The organism is Tateyamaria sp. syn59 (assembly GCF_007995245.1).
Classification (GTDB): Bacteria; Pseudomonadota; Alphaproteobacteria; order Rhodobacterales; family Rhodobacteraceae; genus Tateyamaria.
In genome coordinates, this window is record NZ_VCBA01000006.1 from 218,562 (window position 1) to 234,586 (window position 16,025).

A 16,025-nucleotide genomic window follows, 5' to 3' on the forward strand; every position below is an offset into this window, starting at 1 on the left:
ACAACTGGAAACGATCAGACAGGGGCATGTGTGATGAAAGACGGCGGCACCGGCAAGACGATTTTGCGGGCTTTGGCGGGTGAGGTGTTGCCGACGCCGCCCATCTGGATGATGCGCCAGGCGGGACGGTATCTGCCCGAGTATCGCGCGACGCGGGCCGAGGCCGGGGACTTCCTGTCGCTGTGTTACAACCCTGAGCTGGCGGCTGAGGTCACGTTGCAGCCGATCCGGCGCTACGGATTTGATGCGGCGATCCTGTTTGCGGACATCCTGCTGGTGCCGCAGGCGCTTGGGGCTGATCTGTGGTTTGTCACGGGTGAAGGACCGCGCCTATCTACCATCACCGATCAGGCGGGCGTCGATGCGCTGAAGCCTGTGGATGACATTCACGAGACGTTGAACCCGATCTATGAAACGGTCCGCATCTTGCGGCGAGAGTTGCCGGAAGAGACCACGTTGATCGGCTTTGCCGGGGCGCCATGGACGGTGGCCACCTACATGATTGCTGGGCGTGGCACGCCGGATCAGGGCCCGGCCCATGCGTTGCGCGAGAGCAATCCGGCGGCCTTTGATGCACTGATGGCGCGGATCACGGCGGCCACGATTGAGTATCTGGCCGCACAGATCGACGCCGGGGCGGAGGTCGTGAAGATCTTTGACAGCTGGGCCGGGTCGCTGAAGGGCGAGGCGTTCCAGAAATACGCGGTCGCCCCCTGTGCCGAGATCACGGCGGCGCTCAAGGCGCGGTATCCGCATATTCCGGTCATTGGATTCCCGCGCGAGGCAGGGGATGGCTATATCGGCTTCCACAAGGCCACCGGCGTGGATTGTGTGGCGCTGGACAATTCTGTGTCTCCGGATTGGGCAGCGGCCAACGTTCAGACCAGCGGGTGCGTGCAGGGCAACCTCGCCTCGTCCCATATGGTGACGGGCGGGCAGGCGCTGGTGGAGGAGACGCAGGCCATTGTGCGGGCGTTTTCGAAGGGGCCGCATATCTTCAACCTGGGCCACGGGATCACGCCCGATGCGGACCCCGAGAATGTGGCGCTGATGATCGAGACGGTTCGCTCCACAAAGTCCTGATTTCTGGCTTGACGACTCTGAGGCGCTGGCATAGGTCACGCCTCCATGGCGCGGTAGCTCAGCTGGTTAGAGCGCTCGACTCATAATCGAGAGGTCGGGAGTTCAAGTCTCCCCCACGCCACCATACTTTCCCTGCTTTTGAATTGCGCGTCCCAGCGTGGGACGCGACTCCGAACACTTGAATTCAATGCCTTACAGGGGCGGATTCATGGGTTGTTAGGATTTAGACGCCTCTTTCTGGAGGTCTTTTAGCACCTCAACAGCGCGCTCAGCATCGGTTTCGCCGACAAAGATGTGGTCGTGATGATAGGCGGCGACGACGTTGCAGCTGATGCCTGCGCTTGCTAGCGCGGTGGAGACGGCGGCGGTCAGGCCGATGCCTTCGAGGTCTGAGAAGACCTCGAGCGTGATGAGCGACATGACGACGGATACGTTCTGACCTTCGGCCTTTGCTACCTCAAAGGGCAGGATCAGGGTGATCCCTTCGGCCTCGCGGATCAGGGCGAAGGCGTCGGCCAGCCCGACGGGCTCGGCCATTGTGCAGAAGACCCAGCGGCCCGGTTGCAGGGCCGGGGTCATGCCGGAGATCATGGCTTGGGTGTCTGTGACGGGCATGGGACCTTAGGGGTAGCGGATGTCGAAGGCCGCGCGGATCGCGGTGTCTGTGGCGTCTTCAATATAGGTTGGGTGATGGGTGGCAAGGATCGTGTCCACCTTTTGCGCGGCACGGTCCCATGCGGTCAGCGCGCCGCCGTCTTCCCATGTCTTGGGCGTCTCGCGGTCAGCGAGGGTGGGGTAGACGTAATCGCGCTCCATGGCTGCGATGGTGGCAGGGCCGCCGAGAAAGTGGCCGTCGCCCAGAACCGCCGCATGGATGCCTGGAAGGTCAAGCGTGTCGTCCGACACCTCCACTCCGCGCAGAATGCGGTAGGTTGCGGCGTGCATCTCATCATCCAGCACGAAAGCCTCGAAACTGGCGCCGAGCAGGGCCGCTGTCATGCCGGAGCTTTCGTAGATCAGGTTGCCGCCTGCGAGGGCTGCGGCAAGTGAGGTAAGCCCCTTTTCCACGCCATATTGCGCGTCCAAAGCCTTGGCATCGGTCATGGAAGCGGCGACGCCGGACACAAGGCCCAGATGGTTTATGATCTGGGCCGAGGCGGCGTTCATCACGGCGATCTCTCCGCCCCCGCCAGCGAATGCGCCGGTGCGCAGGTCGATGACCAAAGGCCAGTTTGAAAATACCATGGGGTGGCCGGGCTTGATGGCGTGGACCATGACGAGGCTCGCCAGCGTTTCGGCCAGTGATTGGGCGAGGAACCCCGCGAGCGTTGCGGGGGCAGTGGCCCCGGCCTGCGCGGCGGTGATGCAGGACAGGGGTATGTTGTGGTCGATACAGGCATAGACCGTGTCGACCGCATCCGCGCCGAAGCGCATGGGCGAGATGACCGGGCTGATATGCGCCTTGACGAACGGGCGTTTGGCAAAGGCCCCGTCGCCCCCGGCCACCATGTCGAACATGTGGATGATGGGGGCGACGTGCTCCGCGAGTGTGAAGGCCGTGGCGACCGGTTTGGTCGTGTTGCGCATCAGCGCGTAGGCGGTGTTGATGTCCAGCAGCCATTCATCGGGCATGTCGCCCGCGATGCAGCAGCGGGTGAACCAACTGACGTTGGTGAGCGTGTCTTGCAGCCGGGTGAAGTCGTGCAGGTCTTGGAGGGTTGAGGGGCGGTAGAGCCGGGTTTGCCGGTCGAGTGTCTGGACCGCCGCGCCGCCGGTGCCGAAGTGGACGGCGCTACCGCCGACTTCGATCGTGCGGGTGGGGTCGCGGCCGTGGAGCGGTAAGGTTTTGGGCGTTTGATCTATGGCCTCTTCCACCAGTGTGGCGGGGATCGAGACGCGGCCGTTTGGGAGGGTTTGCGCGCCCGCTGTTTCGAGTGTCGTGCGCAGGCGGTCGGGGACTTCGCCCATGCCGAGGTCAGCCAGAAGGGACAAGGCGGCGGTGTAGATGTGGTGAATGTCCGTGTCTGAGAGAGGACGATATTGGCCGCCCGGCTGACCCGGCGGTGCGGGGTTCAGCGGGGGCCCAGCGGCGCGGGCTTTCTTGCGGGCGTTGCGCCCTTTGCGCATGGGTTTCGGGTCGGACATGGAACCAGAGTTGGCAGGTTATGGGCGCGTGCAAGCGTGGTGCTGTGAGTTCAGCGACAGCAAATGCATATTTTCAGAACAATGAAGACAGGGCCGTGTGATTGACCGGCAGGCCGTGCCCTTCATTGTTCCGGCAAATATGCAAATCCGGAGTGCCGCCATGAAGACCCAGACCCGTTGTGTTGTGATCGGTGGCGGCATTGCCGGCTGTTCGACCCTGTATCACCTGACCCAAGAGGGCTGGACCGACGTGGTGCTGGTCGAGCGGGATGAGTTGACCAGCGGCACGACCTGGCATTCGGCGGCGCAGGTGACGAATTTCGGCATGAACCAGACGATGGTGGGGCTGAAGACGCATTCGATCAATCTGTATAAAGAGTTGGCCGAGGACCCGGACTATCCGATCAACTATCACCATGCGGATGGCGGTATTCGGCTGGCCAATACGCAGGCGCAGATGGATGGATATCGCCACTTTGCGTCCATGGCGCGGGGCATGGATGTGCATTTCGAGGTGATTGATGCCGCCGAATGTGCGCGCCGCCATCCGCTGATTTCGACGGACAATCTGGTGGGCGGCCTGTGGGATCCGCTCGATGGCGATATTGATCCGGCGCAGCTGTGTCAGGCGCTGGCGCGGCGGGCGCGGAAGGCGGGGGCGGAGGTGTATCGCCATACGCCTGTGACTGGTCTGACGCAGCATAAGGATCACAGTTGGACGGTGCACACGTCCAAGGGCGATATTGATTGCGAAGTGGTCGTGAATGCCTGCGGCTACCGCGTGAACGAAGTGGGCGCGATGATGGGGGTGCATCATCCGGTCGCCTCAATGGAGCATCAGTATTTTCTGACAGAAGAGATCCCGGCCATTCGCGATGCGGGACATCGGATGCCGCTGCTGCGCTGTCCGATCAGTGATTATTACTGTCGGCAGGAGAAGAATGGCTTGCTGCTGGGGTTCTATGAGCAGGATTGCAAGACCTGGGGAATGGACGGGATTTCGCCGGATTTTTCCAATGATCTGTGTCCGGATGATCTGGACCGTGTGACGGATGTTCTGGAGGGGGCCTTTGCCCGTATGCCCGCGCTGATGGAGGTTGGGGTGCATACGGTGGTGAATGGTCCGATCACCTATACCATCGACGGGGCGCCCTTGGTCGGGCCCATTCCGGGCAAGCGGAATGCGTTTTGTATCATAGGCTTGCGGGCTGGTTTGGGTGAGGGCGGGGGCCATGGGTGGTTGCTGGCCCAGCAAATTGTGCATGGGGAGGCGTGTTATGACACCTGGGTTTTGGATCCACGTCGGTTCACCGGGCATGGCAATGTCGAGCTGACGGCGCTGAAGGCGATCGAGGATTATCAGAACGAGTTTCGGTTTCATTTTCCGAACGAGCATCGCCCGGCGGGGCGGCCGATCAAGACAACGCCTTTGACCCCTGTTTTGGCCGCCGAGGGGGCGGAGTTTACTGTGGTGAACGGGTGGGAGCGGGCGGAGTTTTTCAAGCCCGCGCCGGGGTTTGCGGTGACGCATGGGTTTCACTTTGACGAAGCGTTCGACGTCGTGGCCGAAGAGGTGAAGGCGGTGCAGACCGGGGTGGGGCTGGCTGAGGTCAACGGTTTCAACCGGATCGAGATTGCGGGCCCGGATGCGCATCGGTTTCTGGATCATGTGATCTGTGGCCGGGTGCCGCGGACTGAGGGGAAGGTGGGGCTTGGGTATCTCTTGAACCACCATGGGTGTGTGAAGGCGGAGGCGACGGTTGCCAACCTGCCGGGTGGGCCGGTCTGGTACGGGTCTGCTGCTGCGTCCGAGTGGCATGACATGGATTGGTTGCGTGCGCACGCTGATGGCTTTGATGTATCGTTTCAGTCACTTACGACTGACTGGACCATCCTTGTGCTGGCGGGGCCGAAGGCGCGGGAGGTGCTGTCGGAGGTGTCGCGCGGGGATTGGTCGGCGCAGGCGTTTCCGTGGCTGTCGGTGCGTCGCGCCTTTGTCGGGGTCGCGCCTGCGGTTGTGATGTCGGTGAGTTTTTCGGGGGAGTTGGCCTATGAGATCCATGTACCGAATGCACAGCTTTATGCGGCCTATCTGGCGTTGCGAGCGGCGGGAGAGGCGCATGGGCTGCGGTTGTTTGGGGCGCGGGCCGTCGAGGCGATGCGGATGGAGAAGGGGTATTTGCATTGGAAGGCCGATTTGATCACTGAGTTCGATCCGTTTGAGACAGGGCTGGGGCGGTTTGTGAAGATGGACAAGGACTTCGTGGGCAGGGTGGCGCTTGAGGAACGGCAGGCCAAGGGGCCGTCGCGGCGGTTGGTGAGCTTGTGCGTCGACAGCACCACGTCGCCCGCGCATCCGGGCGCGTCGGTCATGCGGGACGGTGCGGTTTTGGGCACTGTCACGTCGGGTGACTGGGGGCACCGGGTTGGGATGAATCTGGCCTATGCATTTGTCGATCCGGCCTTTGCCGCGCAAGGCACTGAATTTGCAGTGGATATGCTAGGTGAGATGATCCCGGCGCGGGTGATCGCGCCATCGCCCTATGATCCGGACATGACCCTGCTGCGCGGCTGAGCGGGGGTATGACAAAGCGGCGATATAGTTACAAAGGCGGGTGACAGATTTAGTTGCGTTGCATAACAATCCTCTCGGAAGAGCGAGTCAGGCCGTTGGAGCGCTGACCGGATATGGGAGGAAATTCATGTCACTCACACGTAAATCATTCCTGAACCTGGCGGGTGCCGCGGCGCTGGCCATCGGGTCGGGGACCGCTGCGCTGGCGCAAGAGGTCACGCTGAACCTGCACCAGTTCCTGCCCGCGCAGGCCAATGTGCCCAAGCTGGTGCTGGATGTCTGGGCGGACAATGTCGAGGAGGCGAGCGGCGGTCGGATCAAGGTGGACCGCTTTCCGTCGATGCAGCTTGGCGGTCGTCCGCCAGAGCTGATTGACCAGGCGGTTGACGGTGTGGCCGATGTCGTCTGGACCGTGGTCGGCTACACGCCGGGCCGCTTCCCGCGGACAGAAGTCTTTGAACTGCCGTTCATGATGACAGACGCGCGTGCGATGTCATCAGCCTACTGGCAAATGTTTGAAAAGCATATGAAAGATACCGAGTTCAAGGATGTGCATATCCTGGGCACATGGGTCCATGGGCCGGGCATGATCCACGTGAACAAAGAGGTGAAGACGCCTGCTGATATGGCGGGTCTGAAGATCCGGGGCGGGTCACGCACAGTGAACAACCTGCTGGAAAAGATGGGTTCGACCCCTGTGGGGATGCCTGTGCCTGCAGTGCCCGAGGGCCTGAGCAAAGGTGTGATCGACGGCACCACGATCCCGTGGGAAGTGACGGCGGCGCTGAAGATCCCGGAGCTGGTGGGTAATCACACCGAGTTCGAGGGCAATGCGCTTTATACCCTGACCTTTGTGCTGGCCATGAACAAGGATCGCTACGAGTCGCTGCCTGCCGATCTGCAGAAGGTGATCGACGACAATTCCGGGCTGGAGTTCAGCATCTTTGCCGGTGGCACGCAGGCGGATTCCGATGGGCCCGCGCGCGAGGCGGCGGTGGCCAATGGCAACACCATTGTCACCGTGTCGGGCGATGATCTGGCCGCCTGGCAGGAAGCGGCGCAGCCGATCTATGACGAGTGGGTGGCCGACATGGAAAGCAAGGGCATCGACGGTCAGGCGCTGATCGACGAGGCGCGTGCGCTGATGGATGCCTACGAAGGCTAAGCCGTTTACAGATTCGAAAGTCGGGCCGTGGCAGGAATGCTGCGGCCCGATTTGTCCAATGAAAAGAGGCAAGTATGTATAGGCTCGTGAAATGGTTGTCACGGTTTTCGGCGGTGATCGGGGGTATCGTTTTGGTGGCCCTCGTTCTACTGACGACGCTGTCGATCGTGGGGCGCGAGCTGTCGAAGCTGGGCCACGCGCTGGGCGAGGGGTGGTTCGGGCAGATGCTGCTGGCGAGTGGTGTGGACGAGATCAAAGGCACTTATGAGCTGACCGAAGCCGGTGTCGCATTTGCCATTTTTGCGTTTTTTCCGGTGTGCCAGTTCTATGGTCAGCACGCGACGGTGGATGTCTTTACATCGACCTTGCCGCGTCGGGGCCTTGGCTGGTTGCGCGCGTTCTGGGAAGTCGTTCTGGCCGCTGTGATCGTGTTCATCGGCCTGCGTCTGTACGAAGGTATGCTGCGCTATCTGGGCAATGGGGAGACGACGCTGTTTCTGCAATTTCCGGTCTGGTGGGCCTATGCCGCGAGTGTTGGGGCGGCGGCGATTGCTGGGCTGACGGCGGTCTATTGCGCCTGGGTTCGGGTGGTCGAAGCGGCCACCGGGCGCCAAATCTTGCCAGAGGGTTAACAGGCGATGGATTGGATTCGCGATATTGTCCAGTTTCTGGGCCTGACCCGGTTGGAACTGGGGTTCTGGTCCTTCCCGATCCTGCTTGGGCTGATTTTCTTGCGCGCGCCCATCGGGCTTGCGATGTTCCTGATGGGGCTGCTGGGGTGGATATTCGCGATGAACGGCAATGCCACGCCGATCCTCGCCAAGCTGAAATCCGAGACTTACACCACATTCTCTAACTACTCGTTAACCATCATCCCGATGTTTCTGCTGATGGGGCAGTTTGCGACCTTGTCGGGCATGTCCACGTCGCTGTTCAAGGCGGCGGAGAGCTTTCTGGGCCACCGGAAGGGCGGTGTTGCCATGGCGTCGGTTGGCGCCTGCGCGGGGTTCGGTGCGATCTGTGGGTCGTCGCTGGCGACCGCGGCCACGATGGGCCGTGTGGCCCTGCCGGAGCTGAAAAGATATGGGTATTCAGGGGGTTTTTCGACCGCGACCCTGGCTGCCGGTGGGACGCTGGGCATCCTGATCCCGCCATCGGTGATCCTGGTGATCTATGCGATCATCACGGAGCAGAACATTGCCAAGCTGTTTCTGGCGGCCTTTGTCCCGGGCATTCTTGCCGCGATTGGCTATGTGCTGACCATCTCGGTCTATGTGCGCCTGTTTCCGGGCAGTGCGGGCACGCGCGAGGCTGTGCCTTGGCCGGAGCGCTGGAAGGCGCTGGGAGAGACGTGGCCGGTGCTGGCGATTTTTGCGCTGGTGGTGGGCGGTATTTACGCCGGATGGTTTACGCCGACCGAGGGCGCTGCCGTGGGTGCGGCGGGCACGGGGCTGGTGGCTTGGCTGGGCGGCAACCTGAGCTGGCGTGTGCTGGGCGAGGCGCTCATTGGGACGGGCAAGACGACCGCCATGATCTTTTTCATCGTGTTCGGGGCTGCGCAGTATAACGGGTTTCTGGCCCTGTCCGGTGCGCCGCAGTGGCTGGCGGATTTCGTTCTGTCCCAAGGGTTTACGCCCATTCTGGTGCTGAGCGTGATCCTGCTGTTCTATCTGGTGTTCGGCTGTGTGATGGACAGCCTGTCGATGATCCTGCTGACGGTGCCGATCTTTTTCCCTGTGATCTCCGGCCTCGATTTCGGGATGAGCCCGGAGCACGTGGCGATCTGGTTTGGCATTCTGGTGCTGATCGTGGTGGAGGTTGGGCTGATCACGCCCCCTGTGGGAATGAACCTGTTTATTATCAATGCGATGGACCGAGAGACGCCGATCACAGAGACGTACAAGGCGGTGCTGTTCTTTGTCGGGTCGGACATTTTCCGGGTGATTCTGCTGGTGGCTTTTCCGGCGATCACTCTGTTTTTGATCCCGTGACGCGCAACGTTCGTTGGCCTGTATGTCGTCAGTGGTGCGGAATACCCGTTAACGCCAGCAAAGCACGTGCTTCTGGCGATACACATGCCGTACACAACCTGTGCACCACCCGTACACCGGTGATGCACCGATGGCCCGGTTAACGGCCCGCTCGGGGCGTTAATCTTAATGGGTGGTTAAGGCGGGTGGTGAGCCTGCGTGCCGGCGTGGTCTGTATGCAATAAAGTGCCACTTATGCCCCTATCGCTTGGTAAGCTGCGGCAGCGCCGCGCACTATAGCGCAGCGACCTTGAGTCTTTGGGAGGAGGCACATGGCAAACGCGGCATCTTATTTCGTGGACCGGCATGTTGCCGAAGGGCGGGGCGATAAGGTGGCCTTTCGCGAGGTTGGCGCGGGGCGCAGCCTGACCTATGGCGCGCTGGCCGAGGCGTCAGGCCGCGCGGCGGCTGCATTTCTGGCGGCGGATGTGCGGCCCGAGGAGCGGGTGGCGATGCTGGTGCTGGACCAGATCGAGTTTCCGATCCTGTTCTGGGGCGCGCTGAAGGCTGGCGTCATCCCGGTGCCGCTGAACACGCTGCTGGCGACGCCTGTTTACGATGCGATTTTGCGGGATAGCCGGGCGACGATGTTGATCGTATCTGAGCTGTTGTGGGACGTGGTGGCACCTGTGTTGGAGGGTAATCCGTTTCTGCGCCGTGTTGTTGTGATTGGTGCGGCGCGGGAGGGAGTTGAAACCTATGATGGCTTCATGGCTCGCGCCGAAGGGCCTGTCGCTCCGTTTGAGGCCAAAGATGATGAGACGGCGTTCTGGCTCTATTCCTCTGGCTCGACCGGGCAGCCCAAGGGGGTGCATCACATCCATTCGGCACTGAAGGCGACGGCGGACACCTATGGCGCGCAGGTCTTGCAGGTGCGCGAGGACGATGTGGTGTTTTCGGCTGCCAAGTTCTTTTTCGCCTATGGCTTGGGCAATGCGATGACCTTTCCGATGTCGGTAGGGGCAACCGTAGTGATCTTTGGTGGGCGGCCGACGCCGGACCAGATGGTGCAGGTAATTGCGGATGAACAGCCGACCGTCTTCTGCGGGGTGCCGACGCTCTACGCCGCGATGGTGGCGCATATGGAGGCTGAGGGCGCGCCGGAAACGCCATTGCGCACGTGTATTTCGGCGGGCGAGGCGCTGCCCGAGGATGTGGGGCTGCGGTGGGAGGCGCTGACGGGTGTGCCGATCCTCGATGGTGTGGGGTCGACCGAGATGCTGCATATCTTTCTGTCGAACGCGCCGGGGGATGTTGTTTATGGCACCTCGGGCGTGCCGGTGCCGGGATATGAGGTGCGGCTTGTGGACGAGGCCGGGGCCGAGGTTGGTACGGGCGAGGTCGGTGAGTTGCTGGTCAATGGGGCGTCCGCTGCTGGCGGATACTGGAACCGGCGGGACAAGACGCGGGATACGTTCGAGGGCGTATGGACGCGCACTGGCGACAAGTATGAGCGGCGTGAGGACGGGCGCTTTGTCTACTGCGGGCGGACGGATGACATGTTCAAGGTGTCTGGCATCTGGGTGAGCCCGTTTGAGGTGGAGCAGGCGATTACCTCCCATGCCTCGGTTTTGGAATGTGCCGTGGTGGCTGCGCGGGATGAGGATGGGTTGGAGAAGCCAAAGGCCTTTGTCGTGCCACATGGGGAGCGGCCCGAGGGGTTGGAAGAGCTGTTGAAGGATCATGTGAAGGACCGCGTGGGCAAGTGGAAATACCCGCGCTGGGTGGAATGCGTGGAGAGCCTGCCCAAGACGGCGACGGGAAAGATCCAGCGCTTCAAGTTGCGGGAGGGCGCGTGATGGAGTGGGGCAAGGGCACGGTTTCGGTTGCCGGGCATGATTTGGAGTATGCGTGCTGGGGGCCTGCGCCGGGGGACGCGCCGACGTTGGTGATGTTGCATGAAGGGTTGGGATCGGTGGGCCTGTGGCGTGACTGGCCTGCCGCCTTGGCTGAGGCGACGGGGATGGGCGTGCTGGCCTACTCTCGGGCTGGCTATGGCCGGTCGTCGTCGGTGCCCGTGCCCCGCCCGCTGGATTACATGACGCGGGAAGCGGAGGATGTGCTGGGGCCGTTGATGGATGCGGCGGGCGTGCGGGCGGCGGTGTTGCTGGGTCATTCGGATGGGGCGACGATCGCGGCGATTTATGCCGGGTCGGTGTCGGATATGCGGGTGCGGAGCCTCGTGCTGATCGCGCCGCATTTCTTTGCCGAGGCTGAGGGGCTGGAGGCCATTCGGGCGGCGAAGACGCTCTATGAGGACGGGGATTTGCGGGAGCGGTTGGCGCGGCATCACGATCACCCGGATGTGGCATTTTACGGCTGGCACGATGCCTGGACCAATCCGCGCTTTGCCGACTGGAACGTGGCCGATGCAATTGATCACTGGCGCATTCCGGCGATGGTCGTGCAGGGGGCCGAGGATGCCTATGGCACGTTGGCGCAGGTTCGGGAGGTTGAGGAGCGCGCTTATTCCCCGGTCGAGGCGTTGATTGTGGACAGTGCCGGACATGCGCCGCACGAGGACGTGCCTGAGGTGGTGACGCCTGCTGTGGCTGCGTTCTGTGCGACGTTGCTAGCGTTGGAGGATGCGCACTCTGACGCGCAGTAAAATGCATTAAATCGCGGTATGCGGCGGCATATTGTGCATTTCGGGGGCCGTGTAGTGTAGCATAGTGCCACTTTCGACCACTTAAGCGCGACGTGATTCATGACCCAGATCATCGATTTCCGGACTGATCCCAGCCGCTACAAGCATTGGCGTGCGGACTATGACGGGCCGGTGGCGACCCTGTGGATGGACGTGGATGAGGATGGTGGCCTGTTTGACGGCTACCAGTTGAAGCTGAATTCCTATGACCTCGGCGTGGACATTGAGCTGAACGATGTGGTCCAGCGGATGCGGTTTGAACATCCGGAGGTGAAGGTGGTCGTCATGCGCTCGGCCAAGGATCGGGTGTTTTGCGCGGGTGCCAATATTCGGATGCTTGGAGGGGCGGCGCATTCGCACAAGGTCAACTTCTGCAAGTTCACAAATGAGACGCGCAATGCCTATGAGGCGGCAGAGGCGGAGAGCGGGCAAAAGTACGTTGCTGCCGTGCAGGGCGCCTGCGCTGGCGGTGGGTATGAGCTGGCGCTGGCGTGCAATCATATCATGTTGACGGATGACTCGACGTCTTCGGTCGCTTTGCCGGAGGTGCCCTTGCTGGCCGTGCTGCCGGGGACGGGTGGCCTGACCCGTGTGACCGACAAGCGGATGGTGCGGCGGGATCGGGCGGATGTGTTTTGTTCGACCGAAGAGGGCGTGAAGGGCAAGCGCGCCGTGCAGTGGAAACTGGTGGACGAGGCTGTGCCGAATGCCCGGTTTGATGACGTCGTGGCGGAGCGGGCGGCGGAGTTTGCGGCGGCCTCGGCCAAGGTGGATGTCGCGCAGGGGATCACACTGGGGCCGATTGAGCGGACGGTGTCGGACGATGGGTCGGTTTCTTATGGGCTGGTCGAGGTCACCGTGGATCGCGCGGCGCGGCGGGCGGAGATTTTGATCAAGGGGCCGGAGGGCGATGCGCCCGCCGATGTGACGGCGTTGGTGGCGGAGGGCGATCAGTCCTACATCCTGCGGCTGGCGCGGGAGTTGGAAGATGCGGTTTTGCATCTGCGTCTCAATGAGATGGAAGCCGGGCTTTGGGTGATCCGGAGCCAGGGCGATCCGCAGGCGATCTTGGCCCACGAGGCGTTGATTTTGGACAACCCCGACCACTGGCTGTGCAATGAGATCCGGCACTATTGGAAGCGGGTGTTGAAGCGGGTGGATGTGACTTCGCGCTCGCTGGTGGCTCTGGTGGAGCATGGGAGTTGCTTTGCCGGGGTCTTGGCCGAGCTGCTTTGGGCGGTGGACCGGTCCTATATGATGGAGGACGAGTTTGAGGGTGACAATCGGCCCCTTGCCGCCATCACCTTGAGTGAGGGGAATTTCGGGGCCTATCCGATGGGGAATGACCTGACGCGGTTGCAGACGCGGTTCTACGGGGCGGACGATGCCGACGGGTTGCGGGAGCATATTGGCGCGGCGTTGGAGGCTGAGGAAGCTGACGAGGCTGGGCTGGTGACCGAGATCCTCGACGATATCGACTGGGAGGATGAGATCCGCATTTTCCTGGAAGAACGCGCCTCGTTCAGCCCCGACGCGATGACGGGGATGGAGGCAAATCTGCGCTTTGCCGGGCCGGAGACGATGGAGACGCGCATCTTTGGCCGTCTCACCGCTTGGCAGAACTGGATTTTCAACCGGCCCAATGCGGTTGGAGAGGATGGCGCGTTGCAGCGGTATGGGACCGGTGTGCGAGGGGATTTCAACATGGAGCGGGTGTGACCCAGTTTGAGATGGAGCCGTTTTCCGACACGGAAAACGGAACGGAAACCGTGTCGGTTTCCGGCAACAGGAGGAGATGAAGACATGACTGTGATGAACGTCAGCTATGACACCCAAATCCCCAACAATGTGGGGCTGAGCCAGGACCGCAAGGTGTTGAAGGCGCTGGAGAAGTGGCATCCCGGCTACATCAACTGGTGGAATGACCTGATCCCGCAGAATTTTCAGGAGTCGATGGTCTATCTGCGCACGGCCGTGAGCGTGGACCCCAAGGGGTGGGCCAAGTTCGACTATGTGAAGATGCCGGAATATCGGTGGGGGGTGCTGCTGGCCCCCGCGGTGGAGGATCGGCGCATTCCTATGGGCGAGCATTATGGCGAGCCGGCGTGGCAGGAGGTGCCGGGCGAGTATCGCAATATGCTCAAGCGGTTGATTGTGATCCAGGGCGATACGGAGCCAGGCTCGGTTGAGCAGCAGCGGTTCCTTGGGCTGACGGCGCCCTCGCTTTACGACATGCGCAACCTGTTCCAGGTGAATGTGGAAGAAGGCCGGCACCTGTGGGCGATGGTGTATTTGTTGCAGAAATACTTTGGCAAGGACGGGCGCGAGGAAGCTGATGATATGCTGGTGCGGTCTTCGGGCAACGAGGATGCACCCCGCATGCTGGGGGCGTTCAACGAGGAAACGCCGGACTGGCTGTCGTTCTTCATGTTCACCTATTTCACAGACCGTGACGGGAAGATGCAGTTGGAGAGCCTTGCGCAGTCGGGCTTTGACCCGCTGTCGCGCACCTGCCGCTTCATGCTGACCGAGGAAGCGCACCATATGTTCGTGGGTGAGACGGGCGTGACGCGGACCATTCAGGCGACCTTGGCCGCGATGCAGGAGCACGGGATTGATGATCCCTATGACATTGAGAAGATCCGCGACTTGGGCGTCATTGATCTCCCGACGATCCAGAAGAAGTTGAACCTGCACTATACGCTCAGCCTTGATTTGTTTGGGCAGGAAGTGTCGACCAATGCTGCCAATGCGTTCAACGCAGGGATCAAGGGGCGGTACATGGAGCAGCGGATTGATGACGATCACAAGCTGACGAATGACACCTATGCCGTCGCCAGCATCGTGGACGGCAAGATCGTGACGCAGGATGTGCCTGCGCTGACCGCTATCAACATGCGGCTGCGGGATGATTACATCCGCGATGCGTCCGGTGGGCTGCGCCGGTGGAACAAGCAGATCCAGCGGACGGGCATCGACTTTGAGCTGAAGCTGCCGCACGAAGGGTTCCACCGGAAGATCGGGGTGTTTGCCAACCAGCCGATCACGCCGGAGGGTGCATTCATCAATTCCGCCGATTGGGAGGCGCGTCAGCACGAATGGTTGCCCACGAAGGAAGATGGTGCTTTTATTCAGTCATTGATGAAGCCGTGCTATGAGCCCGGCAAATATGCCAGTTGGATCGCCCCGCCCAAGGTTGGGATCGACAACAAGCCAGGTGACTTCGAATACGTAAAACTTCACATGGCGTGAGGATGAACGCGATGCAGGTTCAAAGGACTGTTGTTGAAACACCCCCGCCCCAGCGTGCCTTTTGCGCGCTGGAATGCAAGGGCTGCACAGGCATGTGCTTTGCGCTTTACATGATGCTCACCCGCGAAGAGCAGGACGCCATGTCAGAGCGCTACATGTCCGGCAACAGTGCCGAAACCTGTCATTGAGAACGGGTCACTGACGGAAGGGTACATCAATGAAAGTGGGTATTTATTACGGCTCGGAGACGGGCAATTCCGAAATGCTGTGCGAAGATATTGAGGCGGAACTGGGTGACGGGTTCGACTGCGATATCCAGAGCCTTGCCGACGTGGACCCGGCGGCGATGGAGAAAGACACGTTCTACATCATCGTGACGTCAACCTATGGGAATGGTGATTTGCCGTCCACGGCGCTGCCATTTGAGGAGGCGTTGGTGGAGGGCAAGCCGGATTTGAACGGCATTCGCTTTGCGATCTTTGGGTTGGGCGACATGGTCTTTGCTGATACCTTTGCACATGGCTCCATGAAGCTGGCCAAGATGATGAACGCCCAAGGCGCCACGCAGGTGGGTGAGCGCGGTATTCACGATGCGTCGGGCTTTGACATGCCCGAGGACATCGCCTTGCCTTGGGTGCAGGGGATCATGGGATTGATCGACGCGGACCAGGCTGCTTGAGCCAGCCATTTCGGCACGAGATTCGGGTCACATGGGGCGATTGCGACCCGGCAAGGATTGCCTACACGGCCCGCCTGCCGTGGTTCGCCCTCGATGCGATCAACGCATGGTGGGAGGCCCATCTGGGCGGGGACGGCTGGTATCAGCTTGAGCTGGACCATAATGTCGGCACGCCCTTTGTGCATATGTGCATGGATTTTCGATCGCCTGTCACGCCGCGACATAGGTTGATCTGTGAAGTGTGGCCGAGCCGGCTGGGCGAAAAGTCGGTGACCTTTCGGGTGGATGGGTGGCAGGGCGGGAGCTTGTGCTTTGAGGGGACGTTCACCTGCGTCTTTGTCATTGCGGACAGATTTGAAAGCCAACCTGCCCCGCCTGCGCTGCGGGAGGTGCTGATCCCCCATATTCGCGCCACGTGATCCGTTGAATTGAACCGGTTGCGCCCTACA

At 61.4% G+C, this 16,025-nt stretch carries 14 protein-coding genes and 1 tRNA gene; 13 read left to right on the forward strand and 2 right to left on the reverse strand.

The genetic code is table 11. The features are described from left to right. Positions 1–33: 33 nt before the first annotated feature. Entirely contained in the window at positions 34–1,083 is a 1,050-nt protein-coding gene (gene hemE / locus FD715_RS13485) for a uroporphyrinogen decarboxylase (RefSeq protein WP_147110492.1), read from the forward strand. A 47-nt stretch (positions 1,084–1,130) separates the two neighbouring features. Beyond that, positions 1,131–1,207: transfer RNA gene (locus tag FD715_RS13490), tRNA-Met, on the forward strand. A 92-nt stretch (positions 1,208–1,299) separates the two neighbouring features. Here FD715_RS13490 and FD715_RS13495 read toward each other — a convergent pair. Together FD715_RS13495 and FD715_RS13500 are read right to left on the reverse strand one after the other, a co-directional pair. Continuing rightward, a complete protein-coding gene (locus FD715_RS13495) occupies positions 1,300–1,698 on the reverse strand; it encodes an ACT domain-containing protein (RefSeq protein ID WP_147110496.1) in 399 nt (132 codons plus the stop codon). A 6-nt stretch (positions 1,699–1,704) separates the two neighbouring features. Continuing rightward, positions 1,705–3,228: a trimethylamine methyltransferase family protein gene (locus FD715_RS13500; protein WP_147110499.1), complete on the reverse strand. Its 1,524-nt coding sequence runs from the start codon at positions 3,226–3,228 to the stop codon at positions 1,705–1,707. 160 nt (positions 3,229–3,388) lie between these two features. Here FD715_RS13500 and FD715_RS13505 point away from each other — a divergent pair, with 160 nt between their 5' ends. The 11 genes from FD715_RS13505 to FD715_RS13550 all read left to right on the forward strand — a co-directional run bounded on the left by FD715_RS13505 (position 3,389) and on the right by FD715_RS13550 (position 15,995). Beyond that, positions 3,389–5,803 carry an FAD-dependent oxidoreductase gene (locus FD715_RS13505; RefSeq protein WP_147110502.1) on the forward strand — a complete coding sequence of 805 codons (2,415 nt, stop codon included), beginning with the start codon at positions 3,389–3,391 and terminating at the stop codon, positions 5,801–5,803. 127 nt (positions 5,804–5,930) lie between these two features. Then, the gene (locus FD715_RS13510) at positions 5,931–6,968 is read left to right on the forward strand and encodes a TRAP transporter substrate-binding protein (protein WP_147110505.1); all 1,038 of its coding nucleotides are present in this window, start codon (positions 5,931–5,933) and stop codon (positions 6,966–6,968) included. Positions 6,969–7,042: 74 nt separating this feature from the next. Continuing rightward, positions 7,043–7,600, forward strand: coding sequence for a TRAP transporter small permease (locus FD715_RS13515; RefSeq protein ID WP_147110508.1), 558 nt, complete (start codon positions 7,043–7,045; stop codon positions 7,598–7,600). Between the two features lie 42 nt (positions 7,601–7,642). Next, on the forward strand, positions 7,643–8,959 hold the full coding sequence (locus FD715_RS13520; RefSeq protein ID WP_147110874.1) for a TRAP transporter large permease: 1,317 nt from the start codon (positions 7,643–7,645) through the stop codon (positions 8,957–8,959). A 311-nt stretch (positions 8,960–9,270) separates the two neighbouring features. Beyond that, complete coding sequence (locus FD715_RS13525) at positions 9,271–10,797, forward strand: benzoate-CoA ligase family protein (RefSeq protein ID WP_147110511.1); 1,527 nt, start codon at positions 9,271–9,273, stop codon at positions 10,795–10,797. Further along, positions 10,797–11,606, forward strand: coding sequence for an alpha/beta fold hydrolase (locus tag FD715_RS13530; protein ID WP_147110514.1), 810 nt, complete (start codon positions 10,797–10,799; stop codon positions 11,604–11,606). Before FD715_RS13525 ends, FD715_RS13530 begins: the two co-directional genes overlap by 1 nt. Positions 11,607–11,705: 99 nt before the next feature. Then, positions 11,706–13,364, forward strand: a complete 1,659-nt coding sequence (gene boxC, locus FD715_RS13535) for a 2,3-epoxybenzoyl-CoA dihydrolase (protein WP_147110517.1) — start codon at positions 11,706–11,708, stop codon at positions 13,362–13,364. An 84-nt stretch (positions 13,365–13,448) separates the two neighbouring features. After that, positions 13,449–14,897 (forward strand): benzoyl-CoA 2,3-epoxidase subunit BoxB, encoded by a 1,449-nt coding sequence (gene boxB, locus FD715_RS13540; protein ID WP_223274875.1) that lies wholly within the window; start codon positions 13,449–13,451, stop codon positions 14,895–14,897. Positions 14,898–14,908: 11 nt separating this feature from the next. Then, positions 14,909–15,085, forward strand: a complete 177-nt coding sequence (locus FD715_RS22530) for a hypothetical protein (protein WP_189799491.1) — start codon at positions 14,909–14,911, stop codon at positions 15,083–15,085. Positions 15,086–15,114: 29 nt separating this feature from the next. Beyond that, complete coding sequence (locus FD715_RS13545; protein WP_147110520.1) at positions 15,115–15,576, forward strand: flavodoxin domain-containing protein; 462 nt, start codon at positions 15,115–15,117, stop codon at positions 15,574–15,576. Continuing rightward, entirely contained in the window at positions 15,573–15,995 is a 423-nt protein-coding gene (locus tag FD715_RS13550) for a thioesterase family protein (RefSeq protein WP_147110523.1), read from the forward strand. The genes FD715_RS13545 and FD715_RS13550 overlap by 4 nt, the downstream gene beginning before the upstream one ends. Positions 15,996–16,025: the final 30 nt, after the last annotated feature.

Excerpts from the sequence above, each read along its gene's own strand:
- FD715_RS13545 (WP_147110520.1), top strand. The coding sequence starts at position 15,115 with ATGAAAGTGGGTATTTATTACGGCTCGGAGACGGGCAATTCCGAAATG.
- FD715_RS13525 (WP_147110511.1), top strand. The coding sequence starts at position 9,271 with ATGGCAAACGCGGCATCTTATTTCGTGGACCGGCATGTTGCCGAAGGG.
- FD715_RS13500 (WP_147110499.1), bottom strand. The coding sequence starts at position 3,228 with ATGTCCGACCCGAAACCCATGCGCAAAGGGCGCAACGCCCGCAAGAAA.
- FD715_RS13515 (WP_147110508.1), top strand. The coding sequence starts at position 7,043 with ATGTATAGGCTCGTGAAATGGTTGTCACGGTTTTCGGCGGTGATCGGG.
- FD715_RS13495 (WP_147110496.1), bottom strand. The coding sequence starts at position 1,698 with ATGCCCGTCACAGACACCCAAGCCATGATCTCCGGCATGACCCCGGCC.
- hemE (WP_147110492.1), top strand. The coding sequence starts at position 34 with ATGAAAGACGGCGGCACCGGCAAGACGATTTTGCGGGCTTTGGCGGGT.
- boxB (WP_223274875.1), top strand. The coding sequence starts at position 13,449 with ATGACTGTGATGAACGTCAGCTATGACACCCAAATCCCCAACAATGTG.
- FD715_RS13505 (WP_147110502.1), top strand. The coding sequence starts at position 3,389 with ATGAAGACCCAGACCCGTTGTGTTGTGATCGGTGGCGGCATTGCCGGC.
- FD715_RS13510 (WP_147110505.1), top strand. The coding sequence starts at position 5,931 with ATGTCACTCACACGTAAATCATTCCTGAACCTGGCGGGTGCCGCGGCG.
- FD715_RS22530 (WP_189799491.1), top strand. The coding sequence starts at position 14,909 with ATGCAGGTTCAAAGGACTGTTGTTGAAACACCCCCGCCCCAGCGTGCC.
- FD715_RS13530 (WP_147110514.1), top strand. The coding sequence starts at position 10,797 with ATGGAGTGGGGCAAGGGCACGGTTTCGGTTGCCGGGCATGATTTGGAG.
- boxC (WP_147110517.1), top strand. The coding sequence starts at position 11,706 with ATGACCCAGATCATCGATTTCCGGACTGATCCCAGCCGCTACAAGCAT.